The sequence below is a fragment of the Pseudomonas sp. GM48 genome (genome assembly GCF_000282335.1).
Taxonomy (GTDB): Bacteria; Pseudomonadota; Gammaproteobacteria; order Pseudomonadales; family Pseudomonadaceae; genus Aquipseudomonas.
The window spans coordinates 19,547-34,922 of the sequence record NZ_AKJM01000037.1 but is presented as its reverse complement, the minus strand read 5'-3'; the positions used below and the strand labels follow the sequence as shown (position 1 = coordinate 34,922).

12 protein-coding genes are annotated in these 15,376 nt (G+C 60.4%); 9 read left to right on the top strand and 3 right to left on the bottom strand.

Annotation, left to right across the window (positions count from 1 at the left end; genetic code table 11):
- Positions 1-153 precede the first annotated feature (153 nt).
- The 8 genes from PMI28_RS23875 (at position 154) to PMI28_RS23910 (ending at position 8,375) form a co-directional block, all read left to right on the top strand.
- The gene (locus PMI28_RS23875; RefSeq protein WP_007983126.1) at positions 154-1,386 is read left to right on the top strand and encodes an SfnB family sulfur acquisition oxidoreductase; all 1,233 of its coding nucleotides are present in this window, start codon (positions 154-156) and stop codon (positions 1,384-1,386) included.
- 38 nt (positions 1,387-1,424) lie between these two features.
- The gene (locus PMI28_RS23880) at positions 1,425-2,618 is read left to right on the top strand and encodes an SfnB family sulfur acquisition oxidoreductase (protein ID WP_007983124.1); all 1,194 of its coding nucleotides are present in this window, start codon (positions 1,425-1,427) and stop codon (positions 2,616-2,618) included.
- Complete coding sequence (locus PMI28_RS23885) at positions 2,619-3,971, top strand: LLM class flavin-dependent oxidoreductase (protein WP_007983122.1); 1,353 nt, start codon at positions 2,619-2,621, stop codon at positions 3,969-3,971.
- 119 nt (positions 3,972-4,090) lie between these two features.
- On the top strand, positions 4,091-4,900 hold the full coding sequence (locus tag PMI28_RS23890; RefSeq protein ID WP_007983120.1) for a MetQ/NlpA family ABC transporter substrate-binding protein: 810 nt from the start codon (positions 4,091-4,093) through the stop codon (positions 4,898-4,900).
- A 2-nt stretch (positions 4,901-4,902) separates the two neighbouring features.
- Complete coding sequence (locus tag PMI28_RS23895; RefSeq protein ID WP_007983118.1) at positions 4,903-6,024, top strand: methionine ABC transporter ATP-binding protein; 1,122 nt, start codon at positions 4,903-4,905, stop codon at positions 6,022-6,024.
- Positions 6,014-6,658 (top strand): methionine ABC transporter permease, encoded by a 645-nt coding sequence (locus PMI28_RS23900; RefSeq protein ID WP_007983116.1) that lies wholly within the window; start codon positions 6,014-6,016, stop codon positions 6,656-6,658. Before PMI28_RS23895 ends, PMI28_RS23900 begins: the two co-directional genes overlap by 11 nt.
- Positions 6,659-7,195: 537 nt before the next feature.
- Positions 7,196-7,552, top strand: coding sequence for a DUF6124 family protein (locus tag PMI28_RS23905; RefSeq protein WP_007983112.1), 357 nt, complete (start codon positions 7,196-7,198; stop codon positions 7,550-7,552).
- Positions 7,553-7,748: 196 nt separating this feature from the next.
- Positions 7,749-8,375: a class I SAM-dependent methyltransferase gene (locus PMI28_RS23910; RefSeq protein ID WP_007983110.1), complete on the top strand. Its 627-nt coding sequence runs from the start codon at positions 7,749-7,751 to the stop codon at positions 8,373-8,375.
- Between the two features lie 113 nt (positions 8,376-8,488).
- Here PMI28_RS23910 and PMI28_RS23915 read toward each other — a convergent pair whose 3' ends face one another.
- The 3 genes from PMI28_RS23915 to PMI28_RS23925 are packed head-to-tail and all read right to left on the bottom strand — an operon-like array spanning position 8,489 to position 13,700.
- Entirely contained in the window at positions 8,489-11,539 is a 3,051-nt protein-coding gene (locus PMI28_RS23915) for an efflux RND transporter permease subunit (protein WP_007983108.1), read from the bottom strand.
- A complete protein-coding gene (locus PMI28_RS23920; protein WP_007983106.1) occupies positions 11,536-12,600 on the bottom strand; it encodes an efflux RND transporter periplasmic adaptor subunit in 1,065 nt (354 codons plus the stop codon). Before PMI28_RS23920 ends, PMI28_RS23915 begins: the two co-directional genes overlap by 4 nt.
- Positions 12,597-13,700: an efflux RND transporter periplasmic adaptor subunit gene (locus PMI28_RS23925; protein ID WP_007983104.1), complete on the bottom strand. Its 1,104-nt coding sequence runs from the start codon at positions 13,698-13,700 to the stop codon at positions 12,597-12,599. Before PMI28_RS23925 ends, PMI28_RS23920 begins: the two co-directional genes overlap by 4 nt.
- A gap of 176 nt (positions 13,701-13,876) precedes the next feature.
- Here PMI28_RS23925 and PMI28_RS23930 point away from each other — a divergent pair, with 176 nt between their 5' ends.
- Positions 13,877-15,073, top strand: a complete 1,197-nt coding sequence (locus tag PMI28_RS23930) for an AAA family ATPase (RefSeq protein ID WP_007983103.1) — start codon at positions 13,877-13,879, stop codon at positions 15,071-15,073.
- Positions 15,074-15,376 lie beyond the last annotated feature (303 nt).

Genomic DNA, 15,376 nt, shown 5'->3' with positions numbered 1-15,376 from the left:
CGTTTAGGGTATATAAACCGGACCACCGGACATTCTTGTTTTCGTTCGCCGCCATTCGCGGCTTTCCATGAGATGTGAGGTAGGTATGGTCCGGAACACAATCACCCCAGTGCAGATCGCCAGGGCATTGCGTGCAGCCAAGGAGCGGCACTGATGTCCAGTCTGGCAGATGCAATCGTCCAGAGTGACCTGGACATCGCCCCGCTGTTGTTGCCCGCACAAGTCTTGCGCAACGATGCTCAAGCCATCAAAGCGGCTCACGAACTGGCGCAAGTCGCCCGCCTGCAAGCGGCCAAACGCGACCGGCAGCGCAAGCTGCCGTGGGCCGAAATAGAACAGTTCACCCGCAGCGGCCTGGGCAGCATTTCCATCCCCCGCGAGCACGGTGGTCCGCAGGTTTCGTTTGTCACCCTGGCCGAGGTCTTTGCGATCATTTCCGCAGCCGACCCGGCACTCGGACAGATCCCGCAAAACCAGTTCGGCATTCTTAACCTGGTGCTCGGCAGCGCCACCGAAGTGCAGAAAAAACAACTGTTCAAAAGCGTCCTCGATGGCTGGCGCATCGGCAATGCCGGGCCTGAGCGCGGCACCAGAAACACCCTGGAACTGAAGGCACGCATCACTGCTGACGGCGTCCTCAACGGCCAGAAGTTCTATTCCACCGGTGCACTGTTCGCCCACTGGGTCGCAGTCAAAGCATTGAATGACGATGGCAAGCAAGTGCTGGCGTTCATCCGGCGCGGCACACCGGGTTTGCGCATTGTCGATGACTGGTCCGGATTTGGTCAGCGCACCACCGCCAGCGGCACGATTTTGCTCAACAACGTGCAGGTCGATCCCGAACTGGTGGTGGATAACTGGCGGATCAACGACACGCCGAACATCCAGGGTGCCGTCTCGCAACTGATTCAAGCAGCCATCGACGCCGGTATCGCCCGAGGCGCCATCGACGACGCCATCGACTTCGTGAAAACACGCGCCCGGCCATGGATCGACGCCAAGGTCGAACGGGCCAGCGATGACCTGTACGTGATCGCCGACATCGGCAAGTTGAAAATCGAATTGCACGCCGCCGAAGCATTGTTGCGCAAGGCCGGGCAAGTACTCGATGAAGTCAGCGCCGCACCACTCACCGCCGAGTCCGCCGCCCGCGCCTCGATTGCCGTGGCCGAAGCCAAAGTGCTGACCACCGAGATTTCGTTGCTGGCCAGCGAAAAGCTGTTCGAACTGGCCGGCAGCCGCGCGACCCTCGCCGAATTCAACCTCGACCGCCACTGGCGCAATGCCCGGGTGCACACGCTGCACGACCCGGTGCGCTGGAAGTACTACGCCGTCGGCGCCTATCGCCTCAATGGCACGCTGCCGGCTCGGCATTCCTGGATCTGACGACCAGAACCCTTCTTACCAGAGCTCTGGAGAAACACATGACAAGTTCTCACCCCGTCGCGGTCATCACCAGCGATGAGCAAGCCCTGATCGTCGCCAGCGATCTGGCCGAAGATTTCAAACGCGACAGCGCCACACGCGACCGTGAACGCCGTTTGCCACACCCGGAACTGGAAGTGTTTTCCCGCTCGGGCCTGTGGGGCATCAGCGTGCCAAAGGAATATGGCGGCGCCGGTGTTTCCAACGTCACCCTGGCCAAGGTCATCGCCCTGATCGCCCAGGCCGACGGTTCACTGGGGCAAATTCCGCAGAACCATTTTTATGCACTGGAAGTCCTGCGGGTGAACGGCAGTCACGAGCAGAAACAACGTCTTTATGCCGAGGTGCTGGCCGGCCAGCGCTTCGGCAATGCGTTGGCCGAGCTGGGCACCAAAACCGCACACGACCGCGTCACAAGCCTGACTCGCGATGGCAGTGGCTATCGCATCAACGGCCGCAAGTTCTACGCCACGGGTGCGATTTACGCCCAGCGCATTCCGACTTCAGTGGTGGATGAAAACGGCGTACAGCAACTGGTATTCGTACCGCGCAACAGTAAAGGCCTGACGGTGATCGACGACTGGAGCGGCTTCGGCCAGCGCACCACGGGCAGCGGTTCGGTGGTGTTCGAAGACGTGTACGTCGCTGCCGAGGATGTGGTGGCGTTTCAAAGCGCCTTCGAGCGCCCAACCCCGGTCGGTCCGCTGGCGCAGATTCTTCATGCCGCCATCGACACCGGCATCGCCCGCGCCGCGTATGAAGATGCACTGCACTTCGTGCGCACGAAAACCCGGCCGTGGATCGACGCCACTCACGAAAAAGCTACAGACGATCCGCTGACCCTCAAGAGCTTCGGTCATCTGAGCATTCGCCTGCACGCGGCCGAGGCACTGCTGGAGCGTGCCGGTGAATACCTCGACAAGGCCCAGGCCGACACACACACCGAGAGCGTCGCGGCCGCGTCGATTGCCGTCGCCGAAGCCCGCGCCCTCAGCACCGAAATTTCCCTGGCCGCCGGCAGCACGCTGTTCGAACTGGCCGGCAGTCAGGCGACCTTGACCGAACACGGACTCGACCGTCACTGGCGCAACGCCCGGGTGCACACCCTGCACGATCCGGTGCGCTGGAAGTACCACGCCGTCGGCAACTACTACCTCAACGATGAAAACCCGCCACTGCGGGGGACCATCTAGATGGCTAAAAAGAAAATCCTGCTCAATGCCTTCAACATGAACTGCATCGGGCACATCAACCACGGTCTGTGGACGCACCCGCGCGACACATCCACCCGCTACAACACCCTCGAATACTGGACCGAACTGGCGCAGCTGCTGGAGCGCGGGTTGTTTGACGGCCTGTTCATCGCCGACATCGTCGGGGTCTACGACGTCTACCAGAACTCGCTGGACGTGCCGCTGAAAGAGTCGATCCAATTGCCGGTCAACGACCCGCTGCTGCTGGTGTCGGCCATGGCGGCGGTGACGAAAAACCTCGGTTTCGGCCTGACCGCCAACCTCACCTACGAAGCGCCGTATCTGTTCGCCCGACGCCTGTCGACGCTGGATCACCTGAGCCGTGGGCGGGTCGGCTGGAACATCGTCACCGGCTACCTGGACAGTGCAGCCAAAGCCATGGGCCTGAGCGAACAGGTCGAGCATGACCGTCGCTACGACCAGGCCGACGAATACCTGGAGGTGCTCTACAAACTCTGGGAAGGCAGTTGGGAAAACGGTGCGGTGCTGAACGATCCGCAGCGGCGGATCTACGCGCAGCCTGAGAAAGTGCACAAGGTCGAGCACAAGGGCGAGTTCTATCAGGTCGATGGTTATCACCTTTGCGAGCCGTCGCCGCAGCGCACACCGGTGCTGTTCCAGGCTGGCAGTTCGGATCGCGGGCTGCTGTTCGCCGGGCGGCATGCCGAATGCGTGTTCATCAGTGGCCAGACCAAGGCATCGACCAAGGCGCAGGTGGACAAGGTCCGTGCCAGTGCCGTCGAGGCCGGGCGCAACCCCGAGGACATCAAGGTGTTCATGGGCTTGAACGTGATCGTTGGCGCCACCGAGGAGTTGGCCTGGGCCAAGCATGCCGAGTACCTGAGCTACGCCAGTGCCGAAGCGGGCGTGGCGCATTTTTCGGCGTCCACCGGCATCGACTTTTCCGAATACGAAATTGACGAGCCGATCCAGTACGTGAAGAGCAACGCTATTCAGTCCGCCACTAAACACCTGCAAAACAACGACTGGACCCGCCGTAAATTGCTCGAACAACACGCGCTTGGCGGTCGCTACATCACCGTGGTCGGCTCGCCTGAACAGGTGGCTGATGAGCTGGAATCGTGGATCGCCGAAACCGGGCTGGATGGCTTCAACCTGACCCGCATCGTCACCCCGGAAAGCTATGAGGATTTCATTGAACTGGTGATTCCCGAGTTGCAGCGCCGTGGGTCGTACAAGACCGCTTATGACAGCGGGACCTTGCGTCAAAAGCTGTTTCGCGAAGGGGCGTTTTTGCCTGAGCAACATACCGGTTCGGCTTACCGCCGCTAAAAGCTTCGCGAGCAAGCCCGCTCCCACAGGGGAATGCGTTCCAAATGTGGGAGCGGGCTTGCTCGCGAAGAGGCCCCACCAGACACCAAAAAATCAATGCACTGACTGGATAACTCATTATGAAAAAGTACTACCTCTCTCACCCAGTCAAAGCACTGGCCCTGGCCTTCGGCCTGTTCAGCTCTGCGGTTTTCGCCGCCGACGCGCCGTTGAAAATCGGCACCACCGCCGCTTTCGCCATTCCCCTGGAAGCGGCCGTCGAAGAGGCTTCAAAACAAGGCCTGAAAGTCGAGCTGGTGGAGTTCAGCGACTGGATTGCGCCGAACGTCAGCCTCGCCGCCGGCGACATCGACGTGAACTACTTCCAGCACATCCCGTTCCTGGAAAACGCCAAAGTTGCCTCGGGTTTCGACCTGGTGCCGTTCGCACCGGGCATCATCAACAACGTCGGCCTCTACTCGAAGAAATACAAAAGCTTCGACGAACTGCCGCAAGGTGCCAGCGTGGCCATCGCCAATGACCCGATCAACAGTGGTCGCGGCTTGCAACTGCTGGCCAAGGCCGGCTTGATCACCCTCAAGCCCGGTGTCGGCTACAAGGCCACCGAAGAAGACATCGTCACCAATCCGAAGAACATCAAGATTCTCCAGGTCGAAGCCGTACAACTGGTGCGCGCCTATGACGATGCCGATCTGGTACAGGGCTACCCGGCCTACATTCGCTTGTCGAAAACCTTCGACGCCGGCTCCGCGTTGCTGTTCGACGGCCTCGATCACAAGGAATACGTGATCCAGTTCGTGATCCAGCCGAAGAGCAAAACCGACCCGCGCCTGATCAAGTTCGTCGACATCTACCAGCACTCACCCGCGGTGCGTGCCGCACTGGATAAGGCCCACGGCAAACTCTATCAAGCCGGTTGGGAAAGCTGAGCATGACCGCCGCCATCCAACGGCGACTGGAGATTCCAGAGCCACATAGTGCTGAACGCACTGAGCTGCATCCCGACCTGAACCATGCCCACGTACGCTTCATCGGCCTGGGTAAAACCTACAACGGCCAGCAAGGCCCGGTGGCCGCGTTGCACGGCATCGACCTGGCGATCCAGCGCGGCGAAGTGTTCGGCATCATCGGCCGCAGCGGCGCCGGCAAGTCGTCGCTGATCCGCACCATCAATCGCCTGGAACAACCGAGCAGCGGTCGGGTGTTGATCGATCAGGTCGACATCGGCGAGTTCGACGAAGACCGGTTGGTGGCTTTGCGTCGGCGCATCGGCATGATCTTCCAGCACTTCAACCTGATGTCGGCCAAAACTGTTTGGCAGAACGTCGAGCTGCCGCTGAAAGTCGCTGGCGTGCCGAAGGAGAAACGCGAGCAAAAAGTCCGCGAGCTGCTGGAACTGGTCGGTTTGCAGGCCAAACACAAGGCTTACCCCGCGCAGTTGTCTGGTGGGCAGAAACAGCGCGTGGGCATTGCCCGGGCGCTGGTGCATGACCCGCAAATCCTGCTGTGCGACGAAGCCACCTCGGCACTGGACCCGGAGACCACGCAATCGATTCTCGGCCTGCTGCGCGAGATCAATCAACGCCTGGGCCTGACCATTGTGCTGATCACCCACGAGATGGCGGTGATCCGAGAGATCTGTGATCGCGTAGTCGTCCTCGAACGCGGGCGCATCGTCGAGCAGGGGCCGGTGTGGGAAGTCTTCGGCAATCCACAACATGAGGTCAGTAAGACGTTGCTGGCGCCATTGCAACACGCATTGCCGGAAGAACTGCAAAGCCGTCTGTTGGCGCAATCGAATGCCTCCGACGCCGCCGTGGTCCTGCGCTTGCAGTTCACCGGCAGCCAGCACGACGAACCGGACCTGGCGGCACTGTTCAGCGCCCTCGGTGGCCGCGTGCGGCTGTTGCAAGGCGGCGTGGAACGGATTCAGGGGCATGCGCTCGGGCAACTGCTATTGGCGGTGACGGGCTCAGCCCTCGGTGCCGAAGAATTGCGTCAGCGCGCCGGCCAATGGGCGCAACAGGTGGAGGTACTGGGTTATGTGGTTTGATCGCTTGCTGCAGGGTTTTATCGACACGTTTTTAATGGTCGGTGTGTCGTCGTTGATCGCGCTGTTGGCGGGCATTCCGCTGGCAGTGATCCTGGTCACCAGTTCCAAGGGTGGCATCTACGAAGCTCCGGCGCTGAACCGCGCACTGGGCGGGTTCGTGAACCTGTTTCGCTCGATTCCGTTTCTGATTTTGATGGTGGCGCTGATTCCGTTCACCCGGTTGATCGTCGGCACCACCTACGGCGTGTGGGCCGCCGTAGTGCCACTGACCATCGCCGCTACCCCGTTTTTTGCGCGCATCGCCGAGGTCAGCTTGCGCGAAGTCGATCACGGCTTGATCGAAGCGGCGCAAGCCATGGGCTGCCGGCGCTGGCACATCGTCTGGCATGTGTTGCTGCCTGAAGCGCTGCCCGGGATTGTCGGCGGGTTCACGATCACGCTGGTGACGATGATCAATTCGTCGGCTATGGCCGGGGCGATTGGTGCGGGGGGGTTGGGGGACATTGCGTATCGGTACGGGTATCAGCGCTTTGATAGCCAGATCATGTTGACGGTGATTGTGCTGCTGGTGGTGCTGGTGGCGGTGATTCAGTTGGGTGGGGATCGGTTGGCGCGGGGCCTCAACAAGCGGTAGGCATGTTGTGAACACTCTTTGTGGCGAGGGGGCTTGCCCCCGTTGGGGCGCGAAGCGGCCCTAAAACCATTCGATGAGGTGTGTCAGAAAAAACGAGGCCGCTGGTTTTACGACTGCTGCGCAGTCGAACGGGGGCAAGCCCCCTCGCCACAAAAGCTCCCTTGCCACAGGTCATCATTGGACTTCGGAGGGAAGTTTTCGTACAGGGAAATCAGCGGTTTTGCAGGCTCGTTCCCTTTCATTTGCAGGACATTTCCTAGATCATTTCGCTCGCTTGCGCCTGCCATTTTCCGTGGCTAGTCTCGGTCCGTCACTGCTCATCAGTGATCGGGTTTAGTCGCCCGGATCTTTCCAGGCGCACAGCGCTACCTCATTCCAGGTGTTTTCATTGCCTGAAAGTTATGGTGGCTGTGCGCAGGGCACCCTCGGGTGCGCCGGTGTTGCCTGGAGACCGGTCGACTAACCTGCGTGCAGCCGCCACCCCATTCGTTTAGTCGCGATATCGGTTGGCTCCAGTTAATTCCAGGAGTTTTACCAATGGAAAAGTCCGTACCCGATCCACCTCCCGAAAATGCCAACAACGAAACCAGCACTGAAGACCCTCTCAGGGATCGATCAGCGCTATATCGCGCTATCGATTTTTACCTGACCGGCAATCAACCCTCACCACCCGATGAACTGCGCTTCTACAACGTCAGCAAGGACGTGAGTTTCGAAGACACCCAGCTCTATGTCGCCGATCTGCTGCGTTGTGCCTCGGTCACGGCCTATCAGTGCGGCGACCATCTCAAGGGTGCCGACCGGGCGATGGTGTTTTCGATCTGGCATTTGCTGGAGATTGCCAAGGCGATGGTGGATCACTCCATTGAATGTTTGGGGATGAAAAAAAGTTGAGTCAGACTTTAGTAATCCGTTGTCAGTGATACAGCTTTCGCGAGCAAGCCCGCTCCCACACTTGGTTTCTGGCGAATACAAGCCATTTGTTCGACGCGGTTAAGTGTGGGAGCGGGCTTGCTCGCGAATGGCTGCGAAGCAGCCCCATACCTGATGGCGTATATTCGGCACATCCCACTTGCTTGCGTAGCCGACCATGAAACAGACGCCCGACGACCTCGAACAGATCACCGCCACAACCCTGGGCCACTACAACTCGGTGGCCGAAAGTTTCCGTGAAGGCACGCGAGATCACGATGTCAGCCAGAACATCGATGCCCTGTTGCGGCATATTCAGGGCGAAGCGCCTTTTGACATTCTCGATTTCGGCTGCGGGCCGGGCCGCGATCTGCAAACCTTCACCCGTATGGGCCACACAGCGATTGGCCTCGACGGTTCGGAAAAATTCGCGCAGATGGCCCGTGAGGACAGTGGTTGCGAGGTCTGGCAGCAGGACTTTCTGAAGCTCGATCTACCGGCCGAGCGCTTCGACGGGATTTTTGCCAATGCGGTGTTGTTTCATGTTCCGCGTCAGGAATTACCACGGGTGCTGAAGCAGTTGTGGGGAACGCTGAAACCGGGTGGGGTGTTGTTCAGTTCCAATCCCCGTGGCGAGAATCAGGAAGGCTGGAACGGACCGCGTTATGGGGCGTATCACGACCTGGCGGCATGGCAGCAGTTGCTGACCGAGGCGGGGTTTGTGGAGCTTGAGCATTACTACCGGCCGGCAGGGCTGCCGCGGGAGCAGCAGCCTTGGTTGGCGAGTGTCTGGCGTAAGGTGTAATGCCGACAAATTTGCAGCGTTTGTTCTGACGCCTTCGCGAGCAAGCCCGCTCCCACAGGGAACCGAGTGTTGCTGAACAACTCGGTCAACTGTGGGAGCGGGCTTGCTCGCTTTTAAGCCACCTCTTTCTTCGGCTCGCGAATCTTGTACCAGGCCACATACAGCGCCGGCAGAAACAGCAGCGTCAGCAAGGTGGCGATAACGATCCCGCCAATCATCGCGTAGGCCATCGGCCCCCAGAACACTTCCCGGGCAATCGGAATCATCCCCATGCTCGCCGCCGCAGCGGTCAGCAGGATCGGCCGACGTCGATGCTCGGTGGCCTGCACTACCGCATCCCACGGCGCATAACCCTTCTGCTCGTATTCTTCGATCTGGGTCACCAGGATCACCGAGTTACGGATGATGATACCGATCAACGCGAGAATCCCGAGGATCGCCACGAAGCCCATTGGCGTACCCGTAGGCACCAGCGCGATCACCACGCCGATCAGTCCCAGCGGCGCGACGCTGGCCACCAGGAACAGCTTCTGCACGCTATGCAACTGGATCATCAGGAAGGTCGCCATCAGGAACAGCATCAACGGCACTACCTTGGCAATCGGTCCCTGAGCCTTGCCGCTTTCCTCCACCGTACCGCCCGTGGCGACCTTGTAGCCCGCCGGCAATTTGGCTGCGAAAGCGTCGATGGACGGCTTGAGGATTTTCACCAGGTCCGTCGGCTGGATCTCGTCGCGGATCGTCGCCTTGATGGTGATGGTCGGCAGGCGATCGCGACGCCACACCAGCGGCTGCTCCAGTTCGTAGCGCACCGTGGCGAACGCCAGCAGCGGAATCGATGTGCCGCCAGGCGTGACGATTTGCAGGTTCTGCAGGGTTTCCGGCGTACCACGCTCGGAATCCACCGCACGACCGACCACGTTGATCAGATAAATATCGTCGTCAACCTGGGTCACCGACTGGCCGCTGACGATACCGTTCATCAAATTGGCCACATCCTCGGAAGACAACCCCAACTGTCGCGCCTTGTCCTGGGCGATGTCGATCCGCAGCACTTTGCCCGGTTCGTTCCAGTCGTAGATGATCTCGCCAATGTGCGGGTTCTTGTCCAGCTCAGAGGCCAGGTCGATGGCATGTCGGCGCACCTGGTCGATGTCTTTGCCGCTGACCCGGTACTGGATCGGACGCCCTACCGGCGGGCCCATTTCCAGCGCCTGGACATAACCGCCGATGCCGACAAAGTCGTTGCGCAAGCGCTCGCTGATCTTCTGCATCATGGCCTCACGGGTATGGCCTTTGCTGACGATCACCAGCTGCGCGTAGAACGGGTTTTGCAGTTGCTGGTCCAGTGGCAGATAAAAACGGATGGCGCCCTGACCGATGTAAGTGCTCCAGCGCACGATGTCCGGATCGTCCTTGAGCGTGGCTTCGAGGCGGTCGACGGCCCGGCGGGTTTCGTCGATCGAGGCGTTTTGCGGCAGGTTCAGGTCCACCAGGATTTCCGGTCGATCCGAAGACGGGAAGAACTGGTTCTGCACGTAGCGCATGCTGAACACCGCCAGTACAAAGCACAGTACGGTGATGCCAATGGCCCACCAGCGATTGCGCATGCACCACAGCAGCCCGCCGTTGAACGCCTTGCCGATACGCCCGGGTTCAGCTTCATGGGGTTTCACGTTGGCACTGAGAATGTGCACGCCAATCACTGGCGCAAACAGAACCGCCACCACCCATGACACCAGCATCGCGCAGGCAATCACCGCAAACAGGGTGTAGGTGTATTCACCGGCCGAGCTGGCGTTCAAGCCGATCGGCACGAACCCCGCCACCGTCACCAGCGTACCGGTGAGCATGGGGAACGCCGTGGAGGTGTAGGCGAAGGTCGCGGCCTGTTCCTTGGTCTCGCCCAACTCCAGGCGCGTGACCATCATTTCCACGGTGATCATGGCATCGTCCACCAGCAGGCCGAGGGCGATGATCAGTGCACCGAGGGAAATCCGCTGCATGGTGATGCCGCTGTACTCCATGAATACAAACACCATCGCCAGCACCAGCGGGATCGAGCAGGCCACCACCAGCCCGGCGCGCACGCCAAGGCTGACGAAGCTGACCAGCAGCACGATTACCACCGCCTCGAACAGCGCGCTGGTAAAGCCGCCGACCGCCTCTTCGACCACCACGGCCTGGTCGGACACGTTGTAAATGCCAACGCCCACCGGCAGGTCGGCGGTCAACTCGTCAATACGGGCGTGCAAGGCCTTGCCGAACGCCTGGACGTTGCCACCCTTCTGCATGGCAATCGCCAGGCCGATGGCCGGTTTGCCGTTGAAGCGGAATTCCGGCGAGGCCGGATCGACGTAGCCACGGCTGATCTCGGCAATGTCGGCCAGACGATAGTAGCGGTCGTTGAGCTTGAGGTTGACCTCGGCCAGGTCTTTCTCCGAAGCGAACTTCCCTGAAGTGCGCACCGAAATCCGCTCCGGTCCGGCCTCGATGACACCCGCCGGGGTCACCGCGTTCTGGGATTGCAGGCTCTGCACCACCTGACGCTCATCGATACCCAGCGCTGCGAGTTTGCGCGTGGAGAAGTTCAGGTACAGCACTTCGTCCTGCTGGCCGACCATTTCGATCTTGCCCAGCCCCGGCACGCCACGAATTTCCATGCGGGCCTGTTCCACATAGTCGCGCAACTGACGCATGGTCAGGCCGTCGGCGGTGAAGGCGTAGATCGACCCGAAGACGTCACCGAACTCGTCGTTGAACGACGGCCCCTGTATGCCTTGCGGGAACTGGTACTTGATGTCGTTGATCTTCTTGCGCACCTGGTACCAGATTTCCGGGATGTCCTTGGCACTGGTGGTGTCGCGCAGGTACACGTACACCGTCGATTCACCGGGGCGCGTGTAGCTTTTCACATAGTCGAGGGAGTCGAGCTCTTCGAGCTTTTTCTCGATCCGGTCGGTGATCTGCTTGAGGGTTTCCTCCTGAGTCGCCCCCGGCCATTTGGTCTGGATCACCATGGTTTTGATGGTGAACGAAGGGTCTTCTTCGCGCCCCAGATTGAAATACGAGAACACACCCATCAACAACGCGACGAACATCAGATACCAGATGAACGACTGATGCTTGAGGGCCCATTCCGAGAGGTTGAAAGGCCCTTTCATTGACTGTCCTCGTCGATTTTCACTTGCTGCCCCGGTTTGAGGCTGTTCACACCGGCACTGACCACCCGCTCGCCGTTCTTCACACCGCCGGCCAGCACCACGGTGCTGTCGGTGCGGCTGATCACCGTGATGTCACGGGGGGAGACGGTTTTACTCTGTGCATCGATCACCCAGATCCGTGGCTTGCCATCGACCTCTTGCAGCGCGGTGACAGGCAGCTCGATGCGCGGCTTGATCGCCGAGCTCAGGGTGACGCTGATGGCCGTACCCAAGCGAAAGCCCGGTGGCGTTTCGGCCAGGGTCAGGCGGGCGCGACGGGTGCGTGTGGCGCTTTGGGCCTGAGGTTCGATTTCGCGAATCACGGCGGTGGTGTTGATGCTCGGATCAAGTTGCGCAGCGACCAGAAACACCACATCGCTGGGCAGTTGATCGGCCAGGGTATCCGGCAGGTCGATCACCGCTTCCTTGATGTCCGGTTGTGCCAGGGTCACCACTTGCTGACCCGCCGTCACCACTTGCCCGGCCTCGGCGCTCCATGCGGTGACTACGGCTTTATGGTCGGCGCGCAACTCGGTGTAGCCCAGTTGGTCCTTGCTCTGGTTGACGGCCGCCCGGGCCTGATCGAGGGAGGCCTGGGTGGTTTTCAGGTACGTATTGGCCTGGTCCAGTTGCGCTTGCGCACCGACCCCGCGATCAAACAAGGCTTGCTGACGCTGGGCACTGGCCTTGGCATTGATCAGTTGCGCCTGGATTTTCGACAGGTCGCCCTGGGCCGAACGCAACTGGTTCTGCTGATCGGAAGGATCGAGGGTGGCGAGCAGCGTGCCCTTCTCCACTGCGGCTCCGACATCGACGTTACGACTGGCGATGCGCCCGCCCACGCGAAAACCGGTATTGCTTTCATAGCGTGCCTGGATGCTGCCGGCGAAGCGGCCCAGGTCCTCTTCGCTCAAGGCCTTAATCTTGATCGACAACACTGGCCGTACCGGCGTCGGCGGCGGTTCGCTCTTGGAACAGGCGCTCAGCACCAGCCCGATGGACAACACCCATAAAGGCTTCATGGCTTAGCTCCCCAAGTCAGATCCTTGTAAGTGTTTTCGGCAATCTCGACTTCCATGCCCGGGTGCAAGAGTTGTCCGCCCGCGATGATGACTTTGTCGCCGTCTTTCAACCCGGCGCTGATGATGACTTTGCCGGTCAGGTAGCGGCTGACGGTGACCGAATGCAACTGGGCCTTACCCTGGTCATCGACAATCCAGACCGCAGGTTCACTGATGTTTTTGGTCAGCGCCGACCACGGCAATTCGATGACCGACTTGCCCGACCCCCTGGCCGTGGCACTCACCACCGAGCCCAGTTGCATGCCGTCGGGCAGACTGTTGAGGCCGACCTTGACCTGCACGGTACCGGATTGTGCCGACACCGACGGGGTGATTTCGCGCACGGTGCCGGTGGTTTTGATCGACGGGTTGTCGAGCAGGCTCAGGACAATGGTTTCATCCCTCGGCTTCTCGGCCAGCAGCGATTCATAGACATTGAACACCGCATCCCGGTCGCCGTCCCGGGCCAGGCTGAAGATCGGCATCGTCGCCTGAACCACCTGGCCGACTTCCGCCTGACGCGCGGTAATGATCCCCGGCGCATCGGCGATCAGCGCCGTATAGCTCAACTGATCCCTGGCATTGGCCAACTGCGCCTGGGCTGCGCTCAAGGCGCTCTGGCTGCTGCGCAAGGCTGCCTGGGCCGAGTCGAATTCGCTCTGGCTGGTGTAGCCCTTGGGCAAGAGTTTTTGCTGGCGCACGAACGCCGCCGCGCTCTGCGTCACTCGGGCCTGTTCAGCCAACACTTGTGCCTGGGCCGAGTCGACGTTGGTCTGCAAATCCTTGGGGTCGAGCCGGGCCAGCACTTGCTTGGCTGTCACGCGATCACCGACGTCCACCGAGCGCTGGATGATCTTGCCGCCCACGCGAAAAGAAAGCTCTGTCTGTACCCGTGCCTGGATATCACCGGTGAGGGTAACCGAGGCCGCGTAATCCGCTGGCTTGACGACTTGCACGAACACCCGTGGCAGGTATTCCTGCACAGGCTTTTTCTCCTCACAAGCGGTCAGCAGGGTGACGACACTCAAGGCCATTACGACTTTCAATCCAGGAACCGCCATGCACACTCCTTGGCCTTTTTTATGGACAACTCGACAGAGAGCTTAGAACAGTATTCCAACCGTGCACGCCCCCCTTATGAAGAAACAAACCGCAACGTTTAACGCCTGAAACACTTGGCATAGACGGCTGCGCGTGCCTGACAATGAGCTCCGTCGATACCGTTTCAGGAACCCACATGCTCAAGATCCTCGCGGTGGCCAATTACCGCTCGATCAACAAACTGGTGATCCCGCTGGGTCAGCTGAATCTGATCACCGGCCCCAATGGCAGCGGCAAATCCAACCTTTACCGTGCTCTGCGCCTGCTGGCGGAAACCGCTCAGGGCGGCGTGGTCAATGCCCTGGCCCGTGAAGGCGGGCTGAATTCAACCTTCTGGGCCGGCCCGGAAACCATCACCCGGCGCATGCGCAACGGCGAAGTGCCCATCGAAGCCACGATGCGCCAAGGCGCCAAACGCCTGCGAATGGGGTTTGTCGGTGAAGATTTTGGTTACTCGATCAGCCTGGGGATACCCGAATCCAATGGCCATTTCATGCTGCCCGGGCACAGTTTGCCCATACAGTCACGTTTCAGCCTCGACCCGCAGATCAAGCGCGAATGCCTCTGGGCCGGAGCGTTCTATCGCCCGGCGAGTCTGCTGGTCGATCGTGACGGTCCAATGATCCGTGCCCGCGCCAATCGCAGCTGGGATGTGCTGGCCCAGCACACGCCGACTTTCGACAGCCTGTTCGATCAGGTCGGCAGCCTGCGCGGTTCGCCGGAAGTGCTGGAGATGCGCGAGTTCATCCGCCGCTGGCGCTTTTACGATCACTTTCGCAGCGACGCCGACGCCCCGGCGCGGCAACCGCAACTGGGCACCCGAACGCCGGTGCTGCATCACGACGGACGCGATCTGGCGGCGGCCTTGCAAACGATCATCGAAATCGGCGACCCCGAGGCATTGTGGGCCGCGATCAGCGACGCCTTTCCCGGTGCACGACTGCACATCGAACCCTTGCCGGGCGGGCGCTTCACTATCGAGTTCTTTCAGGAAGGTTTGTTGCGGCCGTTGTCGGCCGCCGAATTGTCGGACGGAACATTGCGCTATTTGCTGCTGGTTGCAGCGCTGCTGACGCCACGGCCGCCAACCCTGATGGTGTTGAACGAACCGGAAACCAGTCTGCACCCGGATCTGCTGCCGGCGCTGGCACGCTTGATTATCCGTGCATCAGAACAGTGCCAGGTGTGGGTGGTGTCCCATGCCCGACGCTTGATTTCGGCATTGCAGCAGGCCCCCCAATGCAACTGCATCGTGCTGGAAAAAAATTTCGGCCAGACCGGAATCGTGGGCCAGCGCATGCTGGATGAGCCGGCATGGTATTGGCCGGATTGAATGGCAGGTGATTTGCCGGGACGATGGAAGACGTCTATTTTCCCCAGCGTCGTAGGAAGGATCTTTTTTTCGCAGTACATCTCCAGGGACGAAGCACTTTTGGCCAGACTCCCGGCCAACACCTCACAAGGACGAGAACATGGCAGACGTACAAACGCCGCACCGGCTGGATCCGCAGGACATTCTGAAATTATTGATGGCGTTGCGCAGGGCCTTGAAGGCCGGGCCGGCCTGAAGGCTTTTGATCTTGTGGCGAGGGAGCTTGCTCCCGCTGGGGTGCGAAGCGGCCCTAAAAATGGGACT

Excerpts from the sequence above, each read along its gene's own strand:
- PMI28_RS23875 (WP_007983126.1), top strand. The coding sequence starts at position 154 with ATGTCCAGTCTGGCAGATGCAATCGTCCAGAGTGACCTGGACATCGCC.
- PMI28_RS23910 (WP_007983110.1), top strand. The coding sequence starts at position 7,749 with ATGAAACAGACGCCCGACGACCTCGAACAGATCACCGCCACAACCCTG.
- PMI28_RS23895 (WP_007983118.1), top strand. The coding sequence starts at position 4,903 with ATGACCGCCGCCATCCAACGGCGACTGGAGATTCCAGAGCCACATAGT.
- PMI28_RS23930 (WP_007983103.1), top strand. The coding sequence starts at position 13,877 with ATGCTCAAGATCCTCGCGGTGGCCAATTACCGCTCGATCAACAAACTG.
- PMI28_RS23925 (WP_007983104.1), bottom strand. The coding sequence starts at position 13,700 with ATGGCGGTTCCTGGATTGAAAGTCGTAATGGCCTTGAGTGTCGTCACC.
- PMI28_RS23885 (WP_007983122.1), top strand. The coding sequence starts at position 2,619 with ATGGCTAAAAAGAAAATCCTGCTCAATGCCTTCAACATGAACTGCATC.
- PMI28_RS23880 (WP_007983124.1), top strand. The coding sequence starts at position 1,425 with ATGACAAGTTCTCACCCCGTCGCGGTCATCACCAGCGATGAGCAAGCC.
- PMI28_RS23915 (WP_007983108.1), bottom strand. The coding sequence starts at position 11,539 with ATGAAAGGGCCTTTCAACCTCTCGGAATGGGCCCTCAAGCATCAGTCG.
- PMI28_RS23920 (WP_007983106.1), bottom strand. The coding sequence starts at position 12,600 with ATGAAGCCTTTATGGGTGTTGTCCATCGGGCTGGTGCTGAGCGCCTGT.
- PMI28_RS23900 (WP_007983116.1), top strand. The coding sequence starts at position 6,014 with ATGTGGTTTGATCGCTTGCTGCAGGGTTTTATCGACACGTTTTTAATG.
- PMI28_RS23905 (WP_007983112.1), top strand. The coding sequence starts at position 7,196 with ATGGAAAAGTCCGTACCCGATCCACCTCCCGAAAATGCCAACAACGAA.
- PMI28_RS23890 (WP_007983120.1), top strand. The coding sequence starts at position 4,091 with ATGAAAAAGTACTACCTCTCTCACCCAGTCAAAGCACTGGCCCTGGCC.